The 21,544-nt window shown below is 47.1% G+C and carries 22 protein-coding genes; 18 read left to right on the forward strand and 4 right to left on the reverse strand.

Translation table 11 applies throughout. The features are described from left to right. Positions 1–21 precede the first annotated feature (21 nt). The 11 genes from AC6I8V_RS21240 to AC6I8V_RS21290 all read left to right on the forward strand — a co-directional run bounded on the left by AC6I8V_RS21240 (position 22) and on the right by AC6I8V_RS21290 (position 10,974). Positions 22–1,068, forward strand: coding sequence for an EpsG family protein (locus AC6I8V_RS21240; protein WP_497846455.1), 1,047 nt, complete (start codon positions 22–24; stop codon positions 1,066–1,068). A 32-nt stretch (positions 1,069–1,100) separates the two neighbouring features. Beyond that, entirely contained in the window at positions 1,101–2,207 is a 1,107-nt protein-coding gene (locus AC6I8V_RS21245) for a glycosyltransferase (RefSeq protein ID WP_497846456.1), read from the forward strand. Position 2,208: 1 nt separating this feature from the next. Beyond that, complete coding sequence (locus tag AC6I8V_RS21250; protein WP_497846457.1) at positions 2,209–3,081, forward strand: glycosyltransferase; 873 nt, start codon at positions 2,209–2,211, stop codon at positions 3,079–3,081. Between the two features lie 40 nt (positions 3,082–3,121). Beyond that, entirely contained in the window at positions 3,122–4,111 is a 990-nt protein-coding gene (locus AC6I8V_RS21255; RefSeq protein ID WP_497846458.1) for a cellulase family glycosylhydrolase, read from the forward strand. A 171-nt stretch (positions 4,112–4,282) separates the two neighbouring features. Continuing rightward, entirely contained in the window at positions 4,283–5,068 is a 786-nt protein-coding gene (locus AC6I8V_RS21260) for a hypothetical protein (RefSeq protein ID WP_497846459.1), read from the forward strand. 48 nt (positions 5,069–5,116) lie between these two features. Continuing rightward, positions 5,117–5,293: a hypothetical protein gene (locus AC6I8V_RS21265; RefSeq protein WP_497846460.1), complete on the forward strand. Its 177-nt coding sequence runs from the start codon at positions 5,117–5,119 to the stop codon at positions 5,291–5,293. Continuing rightward, on the forward strand, positions 5,290–6,729 hold the full coding sequence (locus tag AC6I8V_RS21270) for a lipopolysaccharide biosynthesis protein (protein WP_497846461.1): 1,440 nt from the start codon (positions 5,290–5,292) through the stop codon (positions 6,727–6,729). The genes AC6I8V_RS21265 and AC6I8V_RS21270 overlap by 4 nt, the downstream gene beginning before the upstream one ends. Before the next feature lie 108 nt (positions 6,730–6,837). Further along, positions 6,838–8,235 (forward strand): undecaprenyl-phosphate glucose phosphotransferase, encoded by a 1,398-nt coding sequence (gene wcaJ, locus AC6I8V_RS21275; protein ID WP_497846462.1) that lies wholly within the window; start codon positions 6,838–6,840, stop codon positions 8,233–8,235. Positions 8,236–8,404: 169 nt separating this feature from the next. Next, on the forward strand, positions 8,405–9,445 hold the full coding sequence (locus tag AC6I8V_RS21280; protein WP_497846463.1) for an acyltransferase family protein: 1,041 nt from the start codon (positions 8,405–8,407) through the stop codon (positions 9,443–9,445). Between the two features lie 68 nt (positions 9,446–9,513). Continuing rightward, a complete protein-coding gene (locus AC6I8V_RS21285; RefSeq protein ID WP_497846464.1) occupies positions 9,514–10,029 on the forward strand; it encodes a hypothetical protein in 516 nt (171 codons plus the stop codon). A gap of 54 nt (positions 10,030–10,083) precedes the next feature. After that, positions 10,084–10,974 carry a beta-1,6-N-acetylglucosaminyltransferase gene (locus AC6I8V_RS21290; RefSeq protein WP_497846465.1) on the forward strand — a complete coding sequence of 297 codons (891 nt, stop codon included), beginning with the start codon at positions 10,084–10,086 and terminating at the stop codon, positions 10,972–10,974. Positions 10,975–11,076: 102 nt separating this feature from the next. Here AC6I8V_RS21290 and AC6I8V_RS21295 read toward each other — a convergent pair whose 3' ends face one another. Further along, positions 11,077–11,859, reverse strand: a complete 783-nt coding sequence (locus tag AC6I8V_RS21295) for an alpha/beta fold hydrolase (protein ID WP_497846466.1) — start codon at positions 11,857–11,859, stop codon at positions 11,077–11,079. A gap of 119 nt (positions 11,860–11,978) precedes the next feature. On the opposite strand from AC6I8V_RS21295, the gene AC6I8V_RS21300 reads away from it, so the two are divergent. Beyond that, on the forward strand, positions 11,979–12,863 hold the full coding sequence (locus AC6I8V_RS21300) for a LysR family transcriptional regulator (RefSeq protein WP_497846467.1): 885 nt from the start codon (positions 11,979–11,981) through the stop codon (positions 12,861–12,863). Positions 12,864–12,871: 8 nt separating this feature from the next. Here AC6I8V_RS21300 and AC6I8V_RS21305 read toward each other — a convergent pair whose 3' ends face one another. After that, entirely contained in the window at positions 12,872–13,837 is a 966-nt protein-coding gene (locus AC6I8V_RS21305) for a GlxA family transcriptional regulator (RefSeq protein ID WP_497846468.1), read from the reverse strand. A gap of 113 nt (positions 13,838–13,950) precedes the next feature. Between AC6I8V_RS21305 and AC6I8V_RS21310 the strand changes: the two genes are divergently transcribed. Both AC6I8V_RS21310 and AC6I8V_RS21315 read left to right on the forward strand, forming a co-directional pair. Beyond that, positions 13,951–14,592, forward strand: coding sequence for an HD domain-containing protein (locus tag AC6I8V_RS21310; RefSeq protein WP_497846469.1), 642 nt, complete (start codon positions 13,951–13,953; stop codon positions 14,590–14,592). Between the two features lie 122 nt (positions 14,593–14,714). After that, positions 14,715–16,037 carry a glycoside hydrolase family 10-like protein gene (locus AC6I8V_RS21315; RefSeq protein ID WP_497846583.1) on the forward strand — a complete coding sequence of 441 codons (1,323 nt, stop codon included), beginning with the start codon at positions 14,715–14,717 and terminating at the stop codon, positions 16,035–16,037. A gap of 79 nt (positions 16,038–16,116) precedes the next feature. On the opposite strand, the gene AC6I8V_RS21320 is transcribed toward AC6I8V_RS21315, so the two are convergent. Then, complete coding sequence (locus tag AC6I8V_RS21320) at positions 16,117–17,355, reverse strand: OprD family outer membrane porin (protein ID WP_497846584.1); 1,239 nt, start codon at positions 17,353–17,355, stop codon at positions 16,117–16,119. A gap of 399 nt (positions 17,356–17,754) precedes the next feature. Here AC6I8V_RS21320 and AC6I8V_RS21325 point away from each other — a divergent pair, with 399 nt between their 5' ends. The 4 genes from AC6I8V_RS21325 to AC6I8V_RS21340 are packed head-to-tail and all read left to right on the forward strand — an operon-like array spanning position 17,755 to position 20,785. Then, positions 17,755–18,540, forward strand: coding sequence for an ABC transporter substrate-binding protein (locus AC6I8V_RS21325; protein ID WP_497846585.1), 786 nt, complete (start codon positions 17,755–17,757; stop codon positions 18,538–18,540). 6 nt (positions 18,541–18,546) lie between these two features. Next, on the forward strand, positions 18,547–19,362 hold the full coding sequence (locus AC6I8V_RS21330; RefSeq protein ID WP_497846470.1) for an amino acid ABC transporter ATP-binding protein: 816 nt from the start codon (positions 18,547–18,549) through the stop codon (positions 19,360–19,362). After that, positions 19,359–20,114 carry an amino acid ABC transporter permease gene (locus tag AC6I8V_RS21335; protein ID WP_497846471.1) on the forward strand — a complete coding sequence of 252 codons (756 nt, stop codon included), beginning with the start codon at positions 19,359–19,361 and terminating at the stop codon, positions 20,112–20,114. Before AC6I8V_RS21330 ends, AC6I8V_RS21335 begins: the two co-directional genes overlap by 4 nt. Beyond that, complete coding sequence (locus AC6I8V_RS21340) at positions 20,111–20,785, forward strand: ABC transporter permease subunit (RefSeq protein WP_497846472.1); 675 nt, start codon at positions 20,111–20,113, stop codon at positions 20,783–20,785. Before AC6I8V_RS21335 ends, AC6I8V_RS21340 begins: the two co-directional genes overlap by 4 nt. On the opposite strand, the gene AC6I8V_RS21345 is transcribed toward AC6I8V_RS21340, so the two are convergent. Continuing rightward, a complete protein-coding gene (locus AC6I8V_RS21345) occupies positions 20,778–21,536 on the reverse strand; it encodes an SDR family NAD(P)-dependent oxidoreductase (RefSeq protein ID WP_497846473.1) in 759 nt (252 codons plus the stop codon). The genes AC6I8V_RS21340 and AC6I8V_RS21345 overlap by 8 nt on opposite strands. Between the last annotated feature and the right edge of the window lie 8 nt (positions 21,537–21,544).

Consider the following 21,544-nt stretch of genomic DNA (forward strand, 5'->3'; position numbering starts at 1 on the left):
ATAAAATAAAAGAGACGAGGTATGTTACCCTATTTAATCGTAACCATTTTTAGTGTGTTCTTTGTTTATATTCAGGACAAGACACTAAAAAGCAGAGCGGTGATATTACCACTTTTTACTCTTACACTTCTTGCATCAGTACGGGATTATACCATCGGCACGGATGCAAAAGTTTATACCCGAGACTTTCGTTTCCCATTCAATCACTATCCGTTAACACTAAACCCTGAAGTAGAAAAGGGATATCAGTTAGTCGCTATGCTGGTACGTGATATTTATAATGAATATTTTTTCTATTTTATTGTTATGTCAGTGATGTGTATTTTTCCAGTTCTTTGGGTGCTTAAGAAACGATCGCCAAGCTATACGCTATCACTATATATTTATATTACTTTCGGCATGTATTTCGCGCTTTATAATCAAGTCCGTCAGACGATTGCAATGGGGATCTGCTTTCTGGCAATGAAATATTTGGTTGAGAAGAAGCTGCTGAAGTATGCCTTGTGCATTGCTGTCGCATGTCAGTTCCATGTCAGCGCATCTTTGATGTTGGTGTTTTATTTTTTGTGTCACGCTAAGTTTCGTATCGAATTCAAGGTGATTGGCACCTTTATGGCCGGTTTGATTGCGACTCCGCTGATTGTCGCACAAATGGCGGCGGGTAATGCCAGGTATGAGCACTATACCGAAGAGGCGACCAACGGCAGAAATGGGCTGATGACCGTCGTGTTATACGTGATGATTGCGTTGGCTATTTATGTTCTGGGAAGAAAACTCAGACATGAAAACCGCGAGTACAACGTGATGGAGTGCAGTTATCTATGTGGCATTGCTGCGCTATTGCCGGTGGCGATGTTAGGGACAGACCCTGCTGGACCGCAGCGCGTTGCGCAATATTTTGTTTATTACCTGATGTTAATTCTTCCCATCTTACTGAAGAAAATAAACAATCAGTTGATCACTGTTGGTTTCTGTCTTTGCGCATTTGCTTATTTTGTGATGCTGATATCAAGCAATATTGGTGGGATATACCCATTCAAGATCAATGATGTATTTAATGTGATTTGATTTTTGCTGAATGCAAATCTGAGGAACCAGACATGAAAGTATTACACGCGGCGGAGACGATCAAAGGTGGAGTCGCCACCGTGCTTGATAGCCTGTCGCAATACCAGGCCAGGAATGGCGAAGTATCTGAATTAAAGATAATTGTTCCTGAGCAACATATTTCCGAGTTATCAAAGAGTTTATTGCCAAACATCGTTATGTTTAGCCGAGATAAGCGGGGGATTACTGGACTTTGGGCTTTTGCAGTTTGCTTTTATCAGCAAGTTAAAACTTTCAAACCTGACATTATTCACTTACACAGTACTTTTGCGGGGTTCATTGGTCGTCTGATTTTGATCCTTTTTTTTTGGCGCCAAAAACAACGTGTTATCTATTGTCCACACGGATTCGCCTTTCTGGTGGATACCTCATTTGTAAAGCTAAAGCTCTTCACCTTCTGCGAACGACTGCTATCACGCTTCACCGAGAGTATTATTTGCGTCGGAGAATTTGAATTTCTTAAGGCGTTAGAAAAAGGCTTTCCGGAATATAAGCTTTGTTTGATCAGTAATGGAGTCGATTTACCTGCCGAAAAAAATACGCACACGCACAATAAATTAAAGGAATACACACTGCTGTATGTCGGGCGCTTTGACCATCAAAAAGGCACAGACACGTTAATGGATGCGCTCAGCACGCTGGATAATAAAACTTTAGACTTTTCACTTAAAGTAATCATGATCGGTTCTGCTATCAACCAGGATGCTCAGGCAGGAAATCGTGTTTTTAAAAATATCGTCATTGAGTATACCGGATGGATCAAGAAGGATGAAATTGGTGACTATTATAGAAAAGCAAACTGTCTGGTTATCCCTTCTCGTTGGGAAGGGTTTGCAATGGTTCCACTTGAAGCAATAAGTTATAACTTGCCTATCATCACCAGTGATATAAATGCATTTAAAGAGCTAAATAGAGTTAGTAAGCTTTTTTTCCATTGCGGTAATAGTTCTTCTCTGGCCAGCTTACTTTCCGCGATCAATACATATGATCTGGATGGTGCCAAGGAAAGACTTTTGAAGGCACTGACAGAAAGTTATACCAGAGAAAAAATGAATAAAAAAACAATAGAGCTATATTCTCATTCTTTACAAGGAAAATGATATGAATGATATGCCGTTAGTTTCTGTGTATATGCCGACTTTTAACCGCCTTCAATTGCTCAAGCGTGCACTGGCATCAGTCTGTAACCAAAGTTATAAAAATATCGAAGTGATCGTTGTTGATGACAACTCCTCAGACGGTACTCAGGAATTCCTTACTGAAGCTGCAAAAAAGGATCCTCGAGTTAAATATATTTTCAAAGAGGTTAATTCCGGGGCGTGCACCAGTAGAAATCTTGCGATTGAGCAGGCTAAGGGTGAGTTTATTACTGGTCTGGATGACGATGATTATTTTTTGGATGGCAGAATTTCTTATTTTGTAGAAAATCGGCACTTGCTGAATAAGTACAGCTTTCTTTATACCAACTTTCTGACATTCACTAAGAAAGGAAGCTATAAGAATACCAGATACCTGGACATGATGTTACCGCGGGAAATCACCTCCAGGGATGTTTTGTTTAAAAATATAATTGGAAACCAGTGCTTTACCTATACGCAAAGGATGAAGGATGCAGGTAAATTTACACCGGATATGCCCGCGTGGCAGGATATGGACCTATTTTATCGTTTGTTGGTTAAAACGAAGCTAAACAAAGCAAAATTGCTGAGTAAGCCTTTGTATGTACAAGATACTTCACACGACCTTAATCGAATCACTCTTGGAAATAAGGAAAAAATTCGTAAAGCTTATAATCTTTTTTGTGAAAGAAATCAGGTTACAGGGAAATACAAAGACATTCTTGAGGCACAACTTGTTAGTTATGGCCTAAAAGTTAAGAACTCAATCTTCTTCACGCGCTTTTATTCAAATACGCGTCTTTATTTTTATGTCGTTGATGTTTTTTTGTTGTTTAAAAATCAGTTAAATAAATGATTTAACTATCAGATGTCTGAAGAAATGACAGGAAGTTACCATGGTAAATTTTCGTATTATCGCACTGTTATCACTAATCGTCACAAGCTCAACCAGTGCAGCGGAATCTATGCTGACCGGCGCATTCTTTCAACCTGAACGTATGGTAACGCAAGGCAGTGAGACGATTGATCTTCTTAGTAAGTATCATTTTTCCTCTTATCGAAGTGGTTTTCGATGGAGACAAGTCGAGCAGCAAAAGGGTGTTTATAAAATACCTGACCAAAAGTTAATCCAGTTTGTTAATAAATCCCTTGCTGCAGGCATCACGCCTCTGTTGGTACTAGGCAACACAAATGTTTTATACGGCAACACAAAGCCTGAAACTAACGACCAGATAAAAGCATTTACCGGATTTACAGCATGGAATGTTGATCAGTTTCCAAATAAAAAGATAGTTTATGAAATTTATAATGAGTGGTGGCATGATGATATGAAGAATCATCCTGATGATTATGATGCCGTCTCTGCGAAGAATTATGCATTGTTCATTAAAGCGGTAGCGAAAGTCATCCGCGAGCATAATCCCAACGCAATCATCATTGCCGGCAGCATGAATCCACTGTCAGCAAGACATGTAAACTGGCTGGATGACATGATTAAGGATGGGATACTGAGTTACATTGACGGGGTCTCAATCCATCCGTATTCCACACATACTCCGCAAGCAGATTTTGAGACCATCGATGGTTTTGAAAAACATTTGCAGTTGATGAATAATGGCAAACAGGTGAATGTTTTTATCTCGGAAATGGGGTACTCAGATTCTTTACGAGGAAAGTTACTTCCCTTCCAACAGAAAGAGTATACCCAGCAATATTTTAAACTTGCGAATGAGAGAGATTACATCAAAGGAATCTGGTGGTATTCGCTTCAGGATCAAATTGTTCCCCATAACGCCTATGAGTCTAATTTTGGCCTTCTTGATTTGCAGGGGAACGAAAAGGATATGATGAAAGGCTATCTTTCCTGGTTGCAGCAAAAAAAATGATCTTCCCGGACTATCGATGCAAAACGTACCACGGCAATTGTAATTTAAACGCTTGAACTTAATCTACTATTCTTATTTGATCTCAAAGAGTAAAGGTTTCCTATGCGAACTATATTGACTGTGGTTTTAAATAATAAGTCTTATAAAGATTCATTGTCACTTAAATGCCTGATGAGTCACGAATATTCTAATGCAGATGTTCTCATCATTAATAATGGTCCCAGCGCAATTGAATTTGATAAAAATTTCCTTCACACCCTTGGTTTTTTCGTCAAGAGCATCAGTACCAGAGAGTTCCTCGATAATCGCCCGTTAAGTTGGATTTATAATGGTGTCATCAACGAATATCGGGATTTTGACCGTTTTATTTTTTTAGACGATGACGATGTTTTAACAAAAAATTTTCTAACGAAACTGGATTCATATCATACTGAAGATGTTGATTTACAAATCCCTAATGTGAAAGAGCGAACTAATGGCAGAGTTTACTACCCACGCATTAATAAGAAACTAAATAAGAATAATGACGGTGAGATAATCAACCCTCATTCTGGTGTATTGTCGATTAGTTCTGGATTAGTCATTTATCATTCTTTGATCGAAAAATTCTCCGATCTGAATTTAGAAGTTTTTGACAGTCGGTTTGCACTCTATGGCGTGGATTATAATTTTTTTAATCGACTTGAGTGGATTAAAAAGAAAAACGTCAATATTGTTATTCAAATCGTAGGCACGATCGAGGTCGCTCTTTCATTGCCTAACGATGGCAATAGAGAAATACAGGAAGCTGAGCGACTCTACGATAAAGTACTGTCAGGGAAGTACTACTCCAGAAACAAACTTCTTCTGATGATGCGAATGATTAAGCTCGCTGTAAATCAGATCATTAAATTTAAATTTTCAAATGTCGACCTGATCATTAAAACCTTTATCAAGGGCAAGCACCCACGCTGCTAAAAATTAAAGTCGTTTCCAGAACCACACTCACTGTATTTAAGGTTTACTATGAAAATCATCATCACAAGTGGTGCAGGATTCTTCAGCTCTGCCAAAGAAGTAGATGAAATGGAGCAGACTCAGAATGGCATTGGGATAGTTAATAATCTGGGGTGCTTTTTAGACGAAAAAAACACGTATTCATTATCATTCAATAAGCCGTTAGGCAGGGTGATATTTAAATGAATGTGTTGTCTAATGCAAAATGGAATGCGTTATCTCAGTTTCTCAAGATGTTTGTCCAGGCTGTAAACCTTATTTACCTGGCTAAAATCATTCCACCGGCGCAATACGGTTTAATGGCTATGGCGGTAGTGGTGATCAACCTTGGGATTCTACTACGAGATCTGGGAACCTCGGCGGCGTTGATCCAGAAGAAAGTTTTGACTAATGATCTTATTAACTCCATCTTCTGGCTCAATGTAGCTCTCGGGGTCTTCTTATGTGCTCTTATCGCGATACTGGCAGAACCTTTATCTGTACTTTATGGTCACCCTGAACTTCTGTCAGTGTTGATGCTACTGGGTTTGTCATTTCCTTTATCAAGTTGCGCCGCAACACACCTTGCTCTGCTGGAGAGGGATTCGAAATTTAAATCTATCTCCAGGATTGAGGTAACATCATCGGTGACGTCGGTCATTGTGGCGATAGTTTTGGCAAACTGTGGTTTTGGCGTGTATAGCCTTGTCGCTCAGGCTATCACCCAGAATCTGATGTCTGCCCTGCAATTTTGGAATGTGTCGACATGGAGACCATCAGTTAAAAAATATATCAGGATGAGGGATATTAAAGAGATTTTCTCCTTCAGTACTAATCTATCTTTATATAATTTCATTAATTACTTCTCGCGTAACACCGATAGTTTCATTGTCGGGAAATATATGTCAGTAACCATATTGGGGCAATACAACCTGGCCTATCGTATTATGCTTTTCCCTTTGCAGAGCATGACATATGTTGCTACCCGATCATTATACCCTGTCCTGAGTCGGTTTCAGGATGATAATGAAAAGATTGAAAGAACCTACCTGAACACTATATTTGTTGTTCTCGCATTAACAGCACCGTTAATGACTGTTATTGGCTATTATAGTTTCCCGATCATTAAGATTTTTTTTGGTGATCAATGGCTAAAAACAGCTGAAATATTAAAGTGGTTGGCACCAACAGCTATCATTCAATCCGTTCTTAGCACAACCGGTTCGGTATTTATGGTAAAAGGTAAAACAAATGTTATGCTACGGCTTGGCATATTCAATGCTATCCTGATGGTATCCACTTTTCTACTGGGTGTTAGATTTGATATCGATGTCTTTGCAAAATTCTACATGATCGCTAACATCATTAATTTCTTTCCTTTGATGTATTTTTTGATGAGGATGATCGGTGGAAAATTACTAAATATCTTTATAAAAATTTATCCGATATTTATAGCCGTTGTCGGAATGCTGATCTTTATGCGTTTTATTAGCCATGCCTATCCCGACTCTGAGATAACTGGAGTCGTAACTTTGGGATGGATTTGTATTTGCAATTTCTCATTCTACACGTTGTGTCTTTTTGCAATGTCAAAGAGCTCACGTCGCTTTATATTCGCAAGGTTAAGGCTTAAGTCAGAGTAATTCTGATTAATTGTCTGTGGAACTATCATGTTCCTATTACAATGGTTTTTTAAAATAAATTAATCTTATGCGTTTTATTTTAACGGTTTAATAGGCGGATTGACTCCTATGAATACACTTCAGCAACGCGTTCATATCCATTCAAATGTATCTGTTATATCTATGGTGCAGCGTCTTTCAGATATAACTATCATATTTCTTGGTTTCTATTTTACATGCATTTTCAATAATTCTGCGTTTGATAACCAGCGGCTATTGATGCTGATGGTCTCTCTGATTACTTTCGTTACAGTAGGTGGCTTCACTGATTTCTATCGTTCCTGGCGCGGCATGAAAATTACAGTCGAGCTTTTTTCCATTCTTCGTAACTGGATAATCACGACAGTAGTTACCGGATTCGTGCTGAACTGTTTGCCTCAGTTGAGCTTTACCTCCGCTTTTATGATGCAATGGTTTGTGCTTGTTTCTCTCGGTTTTATCATCAGCCGTTCAGTGATCCGTCTTATTTCTGGTACGCTGAGGAAATACGGTTATAACACGCGTCGTGTCTGTATCGCCGGCAGCATGCCTGCTGGCATAGCCTTACTAAGAAGCTTTGGGCATTCTCCATGGTTGGGCTTTGTTGTGAAAGGTGTGTATGACGACGTGATGTCTAACGAATTAAATGGTTTACCTTATGCAGGCAATCTCGCGCAACTGGTCAGGGAAGCGCGTGAAGGTAAAATTGACCGCGTGTATATCGCCATGCATATGAAAGATGAGGCAAAAATCAGTGAGCTGGTTAAACAGCTTGCAGATTCAACCTGTTCAGTACTGCTGGTTCCAGATGTTTTCACGTTTAATATCCTGCAATCACACACAGAGGAAATTAATGGCGTACCTGTTGTGCCTTTAGTCGATACTCCGTTCAACGGTATCAATCGGGTGTTTAAACGGCTTGAGGACATCATTCTTTCGTCATTTATTCTGTTATTGATTTCACCCGCGCTCGTTGTGATTGCTCTTGTCGTGAAATTGTCATCCCCTGGTCCGGCATTGTTTAGACAGACACGTTATGGAATCGATGGTAAACCGATTGTGGTGTGGAAATTTCGCTCAATGACCGTTATGGAGAATGGCGGAAAAGTCACGCAGGCTACTCGTGGAGATGTTCGTGTTACGCGAGTAGGGCGGTTTTTACGGAATACCTCCCTTGATGAATTACCGCAGTTTTTCAATGTCTTTCGTGGTGAAATGTCGATTGTTGGCCCACGTCCTCATGCCGTTTCACATAACGAACAATATCGCATATTGATCCATGGTTATATGCTGCGACATAAAGTCAAACCTGGAATTACCGGTCTGGCGCAAATTAATGGCTGGCGCGGTGAGACGGATACACTTGATAAAATGCAAAAACGTATTGAACTGGATCTTGAATATATCAGGAGCTGGAGTGTTCTCGGTGATCTGAAGATCATTTTCCTGACTGTATTCAAAGGCTTTGTTAATAAATCCGCCTATTAATATTGTTATCATCCATCCTCGGGAAATGAATAGCAATTTTTGTTGAATAGAATATGTACAGGGTTCACTTAACTAACAACTGACAGGGCTTGCTGATAAAGCGGGTTAGTTCCCGCTTTATTAAAATGCTCTTATGTGATTTTAAAGTTATTTAATTTAAAGGTTTTTTATGTTTTATTCTATTCAGTTTTTAAGAGGAATAGCTGCATTAATGGTGGTTATGACTCATGTGGCACATAAGGGACAACAATACGATACCGGCTCTTTAAACTGGTTTCATATTGGTGGCGATGGTGTTGATCTGTTTTTTATAATCTCAGGATTTATTATGTGTTTTACTACGCATAATAAAGACATGACGTTCCTAAGTTTTATGAAAAACAGAATTGAGCGTATTATTCCCTTGTATTGGGCTTTAACCTGCATAGCATTAGCGGTTTTTCTCGTTGCTCCAGGGTTAGTCAATTCCTCAGGCGGAAAAACAGGCATTATTGAGTCTTACTTTTTGATCCCGAATGGAGACAAATTTTTAATCCAAAATGGATGGACGCTCAGCTATGAATTTTACTACTATTTTATTTTCTCAGTATGTATTTTTCTTACCCATGTTAGAAACATAAGATATTTTACCATTTGCTGTATAATTTGTATTCTGGCATGTTTGGGTGCTATTTTTAAACCTGCCTCGAATTATTTATCGTTTTTGTTTAGCAACATGCTGCTTGAGTTTGCCTTTGGCATTGCCAGCTTTTATATTTTTAATCATATTAAGCCCAGTAGGCCTGTTTCAGTATTGATGATTCTTGCGGGCATAGCTTACCTCATTTATAAAAATAACTTTGGCGTGCCGGAGGTGTTGTTTGGCAAAGCCATTACCTCTGGGATTCCCATGTTTTTTATTTTCCTTGGATTTATAAGTATGGAGGAGTGGTTCTACAAGAGCAAAGGGCGTATCGTCCGTTCATTCGAACAGCTTGGAAATTGTTCGTACTCTTTATATCTGGTTCATCCATTCATACTAAGTCCTGTTGCATTGTTTTTAAAGAAGATAAATATGTTGCATGGCCCTTTATTTTCAGTAGCTCAGGTTCTTGGGTCGATTGCTGCCGGCTTGTTAACTTACAATTTCCTGGAAAAACCTATGACTAAATTTATAAAAGGGATGGGTAAGAATGCGAAAAGCAAACGGATTAGTAAAAATCCCATCTGATAATTTAACTTTTCATATAAAATAAAACTGTTAACCACTTTTAATTCTATGGTGCTGATGTGATAAAAATGGATAAACTTATCACTAAACTTGAAAATAAATTCATCGAGAAAGCGATAGAGGATTTATCTCTTGAAATGCCATATGCGAGGATGAGTTTTTTTGTTTGTGATATTCATAATTTTCTATTGGCGTTAGCCAGGGGCGAAATCAACGCCAGATCAAAAAATATCGTTCTGATATTCAACAATGAGCTGGAGGTGTTTATTCTTCAGTCGATATGTGACGTTTCCTTTGTGGCGCTGAATGTAGGTAGTCTTGATGTTTTTGATTTTTTTAAGGGTGCTAAAGTTTTTAAAAAGATAAAGCCTTTCAAAGTGAAAGAAGACAGCGCCAGAATGCGAATATTTCTACTTATCTTGCGAGGTTGGAATGATGAACAAATTTGTCATTCATTATTCATTACCATGAAAAAGCTGAAAGAATATAAATCACAACTAACATATCTTTTCTTTGAAAAAAGAAGAAATCTCTTCTATCTGACACTGAACGGTTTTCTGCAAAGAGATGTATTAGCAGCATAATCGACATTTTCGTACTATCTAAAACGCCAGATAAAACTTCATCAGAGGAGGTAAATGATGAAGAAAGTTTTTTGCATTCTATGTCATCGCATTACAAATCCGCTTATCTTTACCGTTAATTATTTATCATCATTTGATGAAAATATTATTTTGATTCATGTGGACGCAAAATCATCTATCTCTGATTTTGCTATTTTTACTGCAAAAAACATTTTTTTTGTTAAAGAGAGAGTTAACGTTTTATGGGGATCCTATAGTCAGATAGAATCAACAATAAACACGTTTAATGAAGCAATACATTTTGATTTTGAATATCTTTTTTTACTGTCAGGCGATGATCTACCCTGCAAGACAAATCAGGATATAAATGATTTCCTGTATGAAATAGAGCTAAAGAATCTCATGCACTTCCAGGACGAGAGGAATAAATACATCGATCCCACAGCTCGTGTTATGTATGATTATCCCGCATTTTTCAATATAAGAAATAAGAACCTGCTCGATAAAGTAAAAATAATTACGTTCAAGATGCTCAAGTCTTTCTATGTGAGTAAGGCTTTTAAAAGGGATTCAGGTAAATTAAATGCTTTTTTTAAAGGAACCAATTGGTTTTCATTAAATAGAAAAACCATGCTTTCTTTAGTGGATTTTATCAATGCTAATGGCTGGTATTGTGATTTATATCGCAATTCATTCTGCGCTGATGAGGTTTTTTTTCATACAGCGCTAAAACATATTGGTGTTAATGATAATTATCACGATATCTCTAAATTAAATGATGCGTTAAGGTACATCGATTGGACGACCGGGCCTGACTATCCAAGGACGCTCGATTATAATGATCTTGAAAAAATAAAAAGTTCTGGATGTATCTTTTCACGAAAAATATCACCAGATGTGCCCTATGCCTTCTTTCAAAAGTTAATTAACCAGTCAATTTCTTAATGAGATATCAACTCATTTAAAGTGGCCACCCTTTATCGTGGGTGCTGATTCCCCCCACCCAAAGCTCTCCTGCCCGCAGGAGAGCTACCCCGCAAACTGCCCTCAATGCTGTAAAGAAACAGCAAACTTCCGCAATCCCGCCGCCACTTCCGCAGATGCTTCCACCGGCAACAGGTGGCCTTTTCCAGGGAAAATCTGCACCTCTGCAAACGGATAGCGTGCGGCGATCTCTCTCTCCATCACCGCAACCGTATCCACTTTATCCAGCTCGCCCGCCATAATCAGCACAGGGACATTGATCCTGTCAGCCACGTCCCGCAGGTCTTCCTGTGACGCGGTATAAAGCCAGCCATCTGCCGCCTCAGCACTGACACGCAATGCATCGGCCACCAGTTTTTCGCGCTGCTCTGGCGTCAGGTTGCCTGCCGTTAATACGTTGTCGAGCGTCCAGAGAATCGACTCCCGGCTGGCATAAGCTCCGCGCATCTGCTGGCGCTGTGCTTCATCGATATTCATCGGTGCGAGCGGTGCCGATGCCACCAGCGCCAAACCGATAACTTCTTTCGGGCGGCGGCTGGCGAGAAATTGCATCGTTTTGCCTCCCATCGAATGCCCGACCAAAATCACCCGTTGCAGCCCCAGTTGTTGGATAACGTTATAAACGTCAGCGGCATGATCCTCGCTGCGATAACCTGCGGCGGCGGCCTGTGATGCGCCTGAGCCGCGGGCATCAATGGCGATGCAACGATAATGGCTGTTGAGCAGGTTAATCACCGGCGTCCAGGTTTCTGACGATCCCCCCCAAAAATGCATAAACACCAATGCGATATCGCCGCTGCCACTCTCCGTCACCTGCAGCTGTACGCCATTACTTAAAATATTCATCGTTACCTCGTCTGTCCGAAATCATTTGGTGACGCCAGTATGTTTTGTAACGATAAGGTTTGGAATGACATGTAAAATAGTCATGGTATGTACTCAGAGTATGCATAGCGGGAGGAGGAATGGATCGTTTGCTCAGTATGTCGGTGTTTGTTGCTGCGGTTGAAGAGGGAAGTATCGCGGCGGCTGCGCGACGAATTGGAATCTCTGCGGTGATGGCGGGGCGCTATCTGTCATCGCTGGAGAGTGCGCTCGCGGTCAGATTGCTTGAACGTTCCACTCATCAGCTCAGCCTGACCGATGCCGGCCATACCTTCTTTGAGAAGAGTCAGCGTATTCTGGAAGAGATCCGGGAAGCTGAACGGGAAGCCACCTCCAGACATATCGCCCCCGAAGGCAACCTGCGCATTGCGGCGCCGGTCACCTTTGGTTCGATGTACCTTGGGCCATTAATCGCCGCGTTTATGCGCGACTATCCAGCGGTCAATATTCAGTTGCAGCTGCTGGATCGTTTTATCGATCTGGTGGAGGAGGGGGTTGATCTGGCGATTCGCATCGGCCAGCTGCCCGATTCCGATCTGGTTGCGCGGCGCATCACCGATTACCGCTTGCTTGCCTGCGCCTCTCCCGCCTATATCGCCAGAGCGGGGCTGCCGACGCAGCCCGATGATTTGCAGCAGCACAGCCTGATTGGTTATTCCGGGACCATGACCACGTCGCCCTGGCACTTTGCCACGCCGGCTGGCGAGGTCAACCAAATCAACGCTAACTGTCGGCTCACCGCCAATAACACCAGCATTATGCTTGAGCTGGCATTACAACACGCGGGGATCATCTATGGCCCTGAGTTTGTCGTGCAATCCCAGCTTGCCAGCGGCGCCCTGGTTGAAGTCCTGGCGGATTACCGTTGTCCAACGCTCTCGTTGTATGCCGTCACGCCGAATGCGAAATACGTTAATACCAAAACGCGGCTCTTTATCCAGTCGCTGAAAGACGGGTTTGCCTGACCCCGGTTCTATTTTTTCGCGCCATAGATTTTGCGGTAAACCGTGGGCGTTAAGCCGGTGACCTTAATAAACGCCCGACGCATCACATCGCTGCTGCTGTAGCCGCAGGTGGTCGCGATGGTCTTCACCGGCACATTGGCCGTCAGCAACTCCCGCGCCCTGGTGATCCTCGCTTCTTCCAGCCACTCGCCGGTGCTGGAACCCATCTCCTGCTGAAACAACCGGTTCAAATGGCGGGCGCTCAGATGGATATGCTCCGCCATCTGCGCAACGCCTGTGACCTGCGCCAGATTGGATAATGTCCAGCGTTGCAGATCCTGCAAGGCCGAGCGTCCGCCAACGGAGGTCTGATGTTTACGAATAAAATGTCCCTGACCGGCGGGACGACGAAAAAACATCACCAGGTTCGCCGCTACATCGAGGGCGACGTCACGTCCCACGTCTTCTTCAATAAATCGCAGCGCCAAATCCATGCCCGAAGTCACCCCCGCCGCCGTACGCACCGGGCCATCCGCGACATACAGGGCATCGGCATCGACATTAATGGCCGGATAACGACTCGCCAGCACCTTCGCCACCAGCCAATGGGTCGTCACCTGGCGCTCGCTCAGCAGCCCGGTTTGCGCCAGCAGTAACGCGCCGGTGCACACTGAACCATAGCGATGGCTCTGATGGCACAGCTGGGTGATGGCGTCGATCTGTGCGGCTGAAAGCGTTCTTTCCTGCGCATCCGGCGCGCCCGCAATAAGAAAACTCAAACTATCGGTGGCGGCATAGGTGCCTAATCGGCTATCCGCGTAGAGTCGGACACCTGACGATGCCAGGATCGCTTCACCATCAAGCGACATCACCACCGGATGGTAAACCTGGCGGCGCAGAATGCGATTGGCTTCGGCAAAAGCATCAATAGGCCCGGCAACGTCGAGCAGTTGAACGCCCGGCACCGCCAGTATCACGATGTGGTGCAACTTCATCACTCCCCATGTCTGTGTTTATCGTAATGTCCGAAATTGCCCGTATAATACTATTATAGACATTCCGGTTCTCTTTTAGAATGACGCTCAGACATTCAACAGGAGACACCAACATGAACTTCACCGTACAAGGCATCCGCATTCCCGATACCCAGATGGCTCGTGACACCACCCACTTTATCCGTGACACGGAATCTGACCTGCTTTTTCATCATTCCAGCCGCGTTTACTACTGGGCGGCGTTAGCAGGCCAGCAGCGCAATATTCAGGTCGATCATGAATTACTCTATGTCGGCTGTATGTTCCACGATATCGGGCTGACGCATGAGCATTGTAGCTGCGATAAGCGTTTTGAAGTGGATGGCGCAAACGCCGCGCGTGAGTTTATGCGCAGCTATGGCGTGGACCAGCACGATATAGACAAAGTCTGGACCGCCATTGCGCTGCATACCACCCCCGGTATCCCGGAGTTTATGGCCCCGGAGATTGCGCTGGTCACTGCCGGTGTGGAGATGGACGTGTTGGGGATCAATTATGACTCCTTCGCCGATGCAGAACGTAATGCGGTGGTGAATCAACATCCCCGCAGCGCCAGCTTCAAAGAAGATATCATTCAGGCTTTTTACGACGGCATCAAAGACCGTCCGCAAACCACCTTTGGCAATGTCAAAGCGGACGTGTTGAAAGATAAGGATGCGGCTTTTGAGCCGATGAATTTCTGTCGCATTATCCGTAACTCGAACTGGCCGGGATGAGTCATGTTGCCTGCGCGGCCGGGTAGCTGTTCTTATTACCCGGCCTGTCTAAGGTGTTGACTTTAATCGGGAGAGTAAGAGAATGATTTTCTTCGAGGGACGACCAGCCAGCCCAGGAGTATATCATCGCCTTTTCCACTGCAACCCCAGCCAGCAAGTCAGGCGCACTGATCGCCTTCGCGCTGTTGCTCGCCAGCTGTTCATCTCCACCGCCGAAATCACTGGTAACGCCATTTCCGCCGGTGGCTAAACAGCCGCAGCCAGCCAGACCTGTGCCGCATCATGAGCCGGTACGCGGTGTGTGGCTGGCAACGGTTTCGCGTCTCGACTGGCCCCCGGTGTCATCAGTCAATGCCAGCAGCGCGGCCAGCCGCATCAGCCAGCAGCAAAAAGCGCTCACCGATACGCTGGATAATCTGAAGCGTCTCGGCATCAATACGGTGTTCTTCCAGGTAAAACCCGATGGCACCGCCTTGTGGGCATCCAAAATTCTGCCGTGGTCAGATATGCTGACCGGCAAAATTGGCCAGGACCCAGGCTACGATCCGCTGCGGTTTATGCTGGATGAAGCGCATAAGCGCGGCATCAAAGTCCATGCCTGGTTCAATCCCTATCGCGTGTCGGTTAACACTAAGCCTTCCACCGTGGCCGAACTGAACGGCACGCTGGCACTGCATCCCGCCAGCGTTTTTGTCCTGCATCGTGACTGGGTCCGCACGGCCGGGGACCGTTTTGTCCTCGATCCCGGCATCCCTGAAGCGCGTGACTGGATCACCAGCATCGTTGCCGAAGTGGTGGCGCAGTACCCGATCGATGGCGTGCAGTTTGATGATTACTTCTATGCCGAATCCGCCGGTTCCGCCCTCGACGATAGTCAGACCTTCCGCAAATATGGCCAGGGGTTTGCCTCCAAAGCGGACTGGCGGCGGCACAATACGCAGCAGTTGATTGAGCAGGTGTCGCGCACCATCCGGCAGCTGAAGCCCGATGTTGAGTTCGGCGTCAGTCCGGCGGGCGTCTGGCGTAATCTTTCGCACGATCCGGCAGGCTCCGACACGCGCGGCGCGGCGGCCTATGATGAAGCCTTTGCCGATACCCGTCGCTGGGTGCAGATGGGGCTGCTGGATTACATTGCTCCGCAGCTGTACTGGCCATTTGCGCGCCAGGCGGCGCGATATGATGTGCTGGCGCAATGGTGGGCCAATGTGGTCAAGCCCACCAACACGCGCCTCTATATCGGCGTTGCCCTGTACAAAGTGGGGGAGCCTTCAAAGAATGAGCCGGACTGGACGATCAACGGTGGCGTACCGGAACTGAAAAAGCAGCTCGATTTGAACGAATCAGTGCCGCAAATCAACGGCACCATCCTGTTCAGGGAGAACTACCTCAACCAGCCGCAGACCCAGCAGGCAGTGAACTACCTGAAAAGCCGCTGGGGCAGCTGATTTCTCCCGCTGGATGCGACCTGATAAAAACACCGGCAGACAGGGTTAGCCGGTGTTTTTATTGGCGCAAAGGCGAGGGTTACAGAATTGAGAACGGATATTCAACATACACGCGGATTTCGTTACCGCTGGTGTTGTAATCCGCCGCATCCGCCGAGACACGCAGCACGGAGTAGCGCAGTTTCACTTTCAGGTTCTTCGCGAAGCCAGACGGCACTTTATATTGCACCTGGTTGAAGAACTCGTGTTCGTGTCCATTATCAGAGGCTGCGGTTTTGATGTTGTCGCCGCTGACATAGGCGACATCGTAACTTAGCCCTTCAACGCCGAGCCCGCTCAAATCAATCGAGTAAGCCAGCTGCCAGGAGCGCTCATCTTCGCCATTAAAATCAGACCAGTAAGAGTTGGCTAACCAGATGGTGTTGCCGCCATCGCCCACGCCGCCCTGGTTGCGATAGCCGCCATAATGGTAGCCGGTGCTGCCGCTGCTTTGCTGCCAGGCAAACTTAAAGGTATGGATATCGTAGTTGTAGCTGGCGGCGAGGCTCCAGATGGTGTTGCTGCGTCCAGTGTCTAACTGGCGCGCATAGTCGGGATCGAGACGCGAATTGTAGCCGTTAAAATCGAGGCTAAATGCCTGGCTGGCATTAATCGGCTGTTTATAATTTAAGCCGAGATATTGCTTATTAATGACATCCTGAACATTCGAGGCATAAAATGCGCCGCTTAATTGATCATTCAGCTGATAACTTGCCCCGGCGAAAGCCAGATTTTTAAGTCCTGAATTATGGCTGTCATCACTTTTCTGCTGTTCGTCGGTAAAATATCCCGCGCTGACATCCAGTCCGGCGATCTCTTTTGAATTCAGCATAAAACCGGTAAAAGTTTCCGCCAGCAGACGGGAATCATCTGCGGTAATAATAGGCAGAACCGGACGCTGGGTGCCATAACTCATCACCGTATTGGAGAAGCGCATTTTAACCGTGCCGCCAAATTTGGCTAAATCTGATTTAGCCTTGCCATCTTCGTCCTGGGAAAAGAAATCGATACCGGCCGCGCCACTTTTGCCGCGCCCGCCATCCAGACGGACCGCGTACTGCGCCAGGCCATCAACCCCAAAGCCGACCGGCCCCTGAGTAAAGCCCGAGGAATATGTGGCGATAATTCCCTGGCCCCATTCCTGCTTATCTTTAACGCCCTGGGCTTTATAATCACGGTTAATAAAGGCATTGCGCAATAATACGTCAAGATGGCTGTCTTCAATAAAGCCATTCGCGTCGGAGGCAGCATGGGCGAGAGCAAGGGGGGAGAGTGCCAGCGCAAATGCGGCAGAGAAAAAAGTTTTATTCACGTTGTGTAAGCCTGGATTTATTAATAATAAAAATGCGCAGAATATTGCAGCTAACATTGGCAGTGCGATGAAGGCGTAAATGTATCACTTACATTTGGTTACGCGAGCGCTATTTTTTATCGAATAATGCGTTTTTTAATTCCGCCGTTTGCTATTGGCGGAGAAATGTCTATATCAGCGGCAAAGAAGGAGGGGCGGATTGGTGATATTTTGTACGGCATTATTCATTTTCGTTCTGTCATAAGTTTTTAATATTCTTTGTCTGCGAAACAGGGATGTGGGAGCGTTGAAGTTGCACACTTCAACTGATTTTAAAGGATTTTTATGTACAACCTGAATGCAACATATAAGAAAAATCTATTAACAATGGTGATTATGGCAGGGCTTTTGGTCACTGGCGCAGCCCGTGCCGATCAGTTAGCGGATATCAAAGCCGCGGGTGAAATCAAGGTCGCAACCTTTGATGCCAATCCGCCGTTTGGTTCCATTGATGCCAAAACGCATGAGCTGGTGGGTTACGATATTGATTTCGCCAAAGCGTTAGCCAGCGCGCTGGGGGTGAAGCTTAAGCTGGTTGCCACTAATCCGGCCAACCGCATCCCGCTGTTGCAGTCTGGCAAAGCGGATCTGATTGTTGCGGATATCACCATCACCCCGGAACGCGCGCAGGTTGTTGATTTCTCGCTGCCCTATTTTGTCACCGGTCAGCAGTTCCTCGTGCCAGCCAAATCGCCGGACCAGCTGGATAAGTACAGCCATGCGCGCATTGGCGCGGTGAAGGGCACCACCGGTGAACAGGCGCTGCATCAGCGTTACCCGCAGGCCCGCGTTCTCGCCTACGACGATATCCCGCTGGCGCTGACCGCCTTACGTAACGGCAACGTTCAGGCCATTACTCAGGACAGTACCATCCTGGCGGGGCTGCTGGCGGCAGCGCCAGACCGTGCCGACTTCAAAATTCTGCCGACGCTGCTGAGCAAAGAGGAAATTGGCGTTGGGGTGAAGAAAGACCAGCCCGCGCTGCTGAAAGCGGTAAATGATGAGTTGCTGACCCTGGAGAAAAATGGTCAGGCGGAAAAAATCTACAACACCTGGTTTGGACCTGGTACTCCCGCACCGTCCCCGCGTAATTTCAGGATTGAAGCGAAGTAACCGCCCATGTTCCGAAAAACGTCTCTCTCCGCAGCCAGCGCTGCGGATTTTTCACGTCTGCAACAGGCCAGCGTCACCTTTCGCGCGGCGGGCAAACGTTACGGCGACAAGCGGGTGCTGAACGCCATCGACCTGCATATTGATTCCGGCGAAGTGGTGGCGATTATTGGCCCCTCCGGTTCGGGTAAATCGACACTGATCCGTTTGATCAACCAGCTGGAAAGCCTGAGTGACGGCGACATTCTGATCGATAACCGCCCCACGTCGGGTTTAACCGGCGCGCGCCTGCGCCAGTTGCGCAGTCGCATCGGTTTTGTTTTTCAGCAGTTTAATCTCTACGCCCACCTGACCGCGTTACAGAACATCAGCGTGCCATTGCAGGTGGTACATGGCTGGCAAAAGGCCGCTGCCGAGCAGCGGGCCAGCGAATTGCTGGCGCATGTCGGGCTGGCGGACAAAGCCACGCATCTGCCCGCGCAGCTTTCCGGTGGTCAGCAGCAACGCGTGGCGATCGCCAGGGCGCTGGCGTCGTCGCCGCAGATCATCCTGTTCGACGAGCCAACGTCGGCGCTTGACCCGGAAATGATCGGTGAAGTGCTACAGGTGATGAAAGCGCTGGCGCTGAGCGGCATTACCATGATTGTCGTCACGCACGAGATGCAGTTTGCGCGTGAGATCGCCGATCGGGTGGTGTTTATCGATGGGGGCGAGATTCTGGAGATCGCGGCGCCCGACGTGTTTTTCCGTCAGCCCCAGCATCCACGCGCCCAGCGTTTCCTGAAAAAAGTCATGGACCCTCTGCATCAGGATTTCCTGTCATGAACCTGCATCTTGACTGGCACGGCGTATTAAGCGGGCAACCTTTGCAGTGGCTGCTGAATGGCTATGTAACCACCCTGTGGGTCAGCCTTATCGGATCGTTGCTGGCGACGCTGCTGGCGGTTTTGTTGCTGCTGCTGCGGCTGAGCGGCCATGCTCTGGCGGTACGGGGCGTGGCGTTGTGGGTTTCGATCTTCCGCAACACGCCAATCCTGGTGCAGCTGCTGTTCTGGTATTTTGCCGCCTGGAACCTGTTGCCACGCAACGGGCGCGACTGGATCAATGCGGATCACCCCAGCGCGTTGCTGCCTGGCGATGTGAGCTGGCTAACCCCGGAGTTTCTCTGCTCTGCCTGGGGACTGGGGATCTTCATTTCCGCCTTTCTGCTGGAGGAGTTTAGCGCCGGGCTGCACGCCGTGCCTGACGGGCAGCGGGAAGCGGCGTTAAGTCAGGGGTTTTCCGGCGCGGCGGCGCTGCGCTGGATATTGCTGCCGCAGGGATTGGTTAATGCCTGGCAGCCGGTCACCGGTCAGTATCTGAACCTGATGAAACTCTCCTCCCTCGCCAGCGGAATTGGTTTTGCCGAGCTGACCTATCAGGTGCGGCAAATCGACAGCTATAACGCCCATGCCCTTGAGGCGTTTGCGGTGGGAACCCTGCTCTATTTGTTGACCGGCGTGGCGCTGGGCGTCGCGCTCGGCTGGCTGGGGCCGGGTCGTCAGGCGCGGCGACGTCTGGGGGGAGGTGAGCGATGAACGGCGGTTTACAGGTCATCAGCGATAATCTCGGCTACCTGTTGTGGGGCAATGTGGCGAACGGCGAACCGGGCGGCGTGTTGCTGACGTTGCTGATGGCAGCCGGTGCGGCGCTGCTGGCCTTTCCTGCTGGCATTGCGCTGGCTGGCGTTGCCTGGCGCTTCACCGGTTGGGTGCGCGCGATACTGTTTCTGTGGGCGGAGATTATTCGCGGTATCCCGCTGATTTTTGTCATCTTCTGGTTGTGGTATCTGTTGCCAGCGCTAACCGGCAAGGATATGCCCGGTGCGCTGACCGTCACCCTGGCGCTGGCATGGTTTACCTCCGCCTCGGTGATGCATACCACGCTTGCCGGGTTACAGGCGTTGCCGGCAGGGCAGTATCAGGCGGCGCTTAGTCAGGGTTTCCCCGCCAGCAGGCTGTTGTGGCATATCCTATTGCCGCAGGCGCTGCGCAACATTAAAACCTCGCTGGCAGGCATCGGCATCAACCTGATTAAAGACACATCGCTGGCGTTTATTCTCAACGTGCCTGAACTGACCACGCTGGCGGGACAGGTGAATAACCGGGTACAGGTCTATCCCGCGGCGCTGTTTGTGTTTACCGGCGTGGTGTATTACCTGCTATGCACCGGGCTGGTCCATCTGCTGCAACGCCGCCGGGTCAGTTAAAGCGGATACCGGCATCAACAATAAATTGCGCGGCGGTACAGCCGCGCGCGTCATCCGAGGCGACAAATAACGCCATTGCCGCCACATCACGCCCCACCAAATCCACCGGCATCGCCTGCATCCGGTGGATCTCTTCCTGCGCCGCCGGGGTGCGCCATAACGCCTGCTGGCGCGGAGTGGCGATCGCGCCCGGCACCAGACAGTTGACGCGAATGCCATAAGGGCCGAGTTCTCGCGCCAGCGTCTGATTCAGCCCGACAATCGCGGCTTTGGCGGTGGTATAACCGACCATGCCTGGCCGTCCCTTCATAAACGAGGTCGAGCTGGTGAGCAAAATCACCCCGGCACCCTGTTCACGCATAATCGCGGCCGCCGTCTGGCTGGCAAAGAACTGATGATCCAGATTGAGCGCCATCCGCTGACGCCAGTAATCCGGCGCCACCGCGAACAGGTCGTGACGATCGTCATTGGCGGCATTGTTGACCAGCACATCCAGCCCACCCTCAAGGCGGGCAATCTGCTGGATCACCGCCACCAGCGCGGGGATGTCGCGCAGATCACAGGCATGGAATTGCGCACCGCTGGCGGCGGCGAGCGCCTCACCGGCCTCGTTATTGATATCGAGAAAATGCACGCGGCTGCCTTGCTGACAAAAAGCATCAACCAGGTCGGCGCCAATACCGCTGGCGCCGCCGGTCACCACCACCGTTTTGTTTACCAGGCTGGCATAGCGGGTGTAAGGGGTTGGCACAGGGTTCT

Source organism: Pantoea sp. X-Soil-TKNS-1207 (assembly GCF_059730485.1).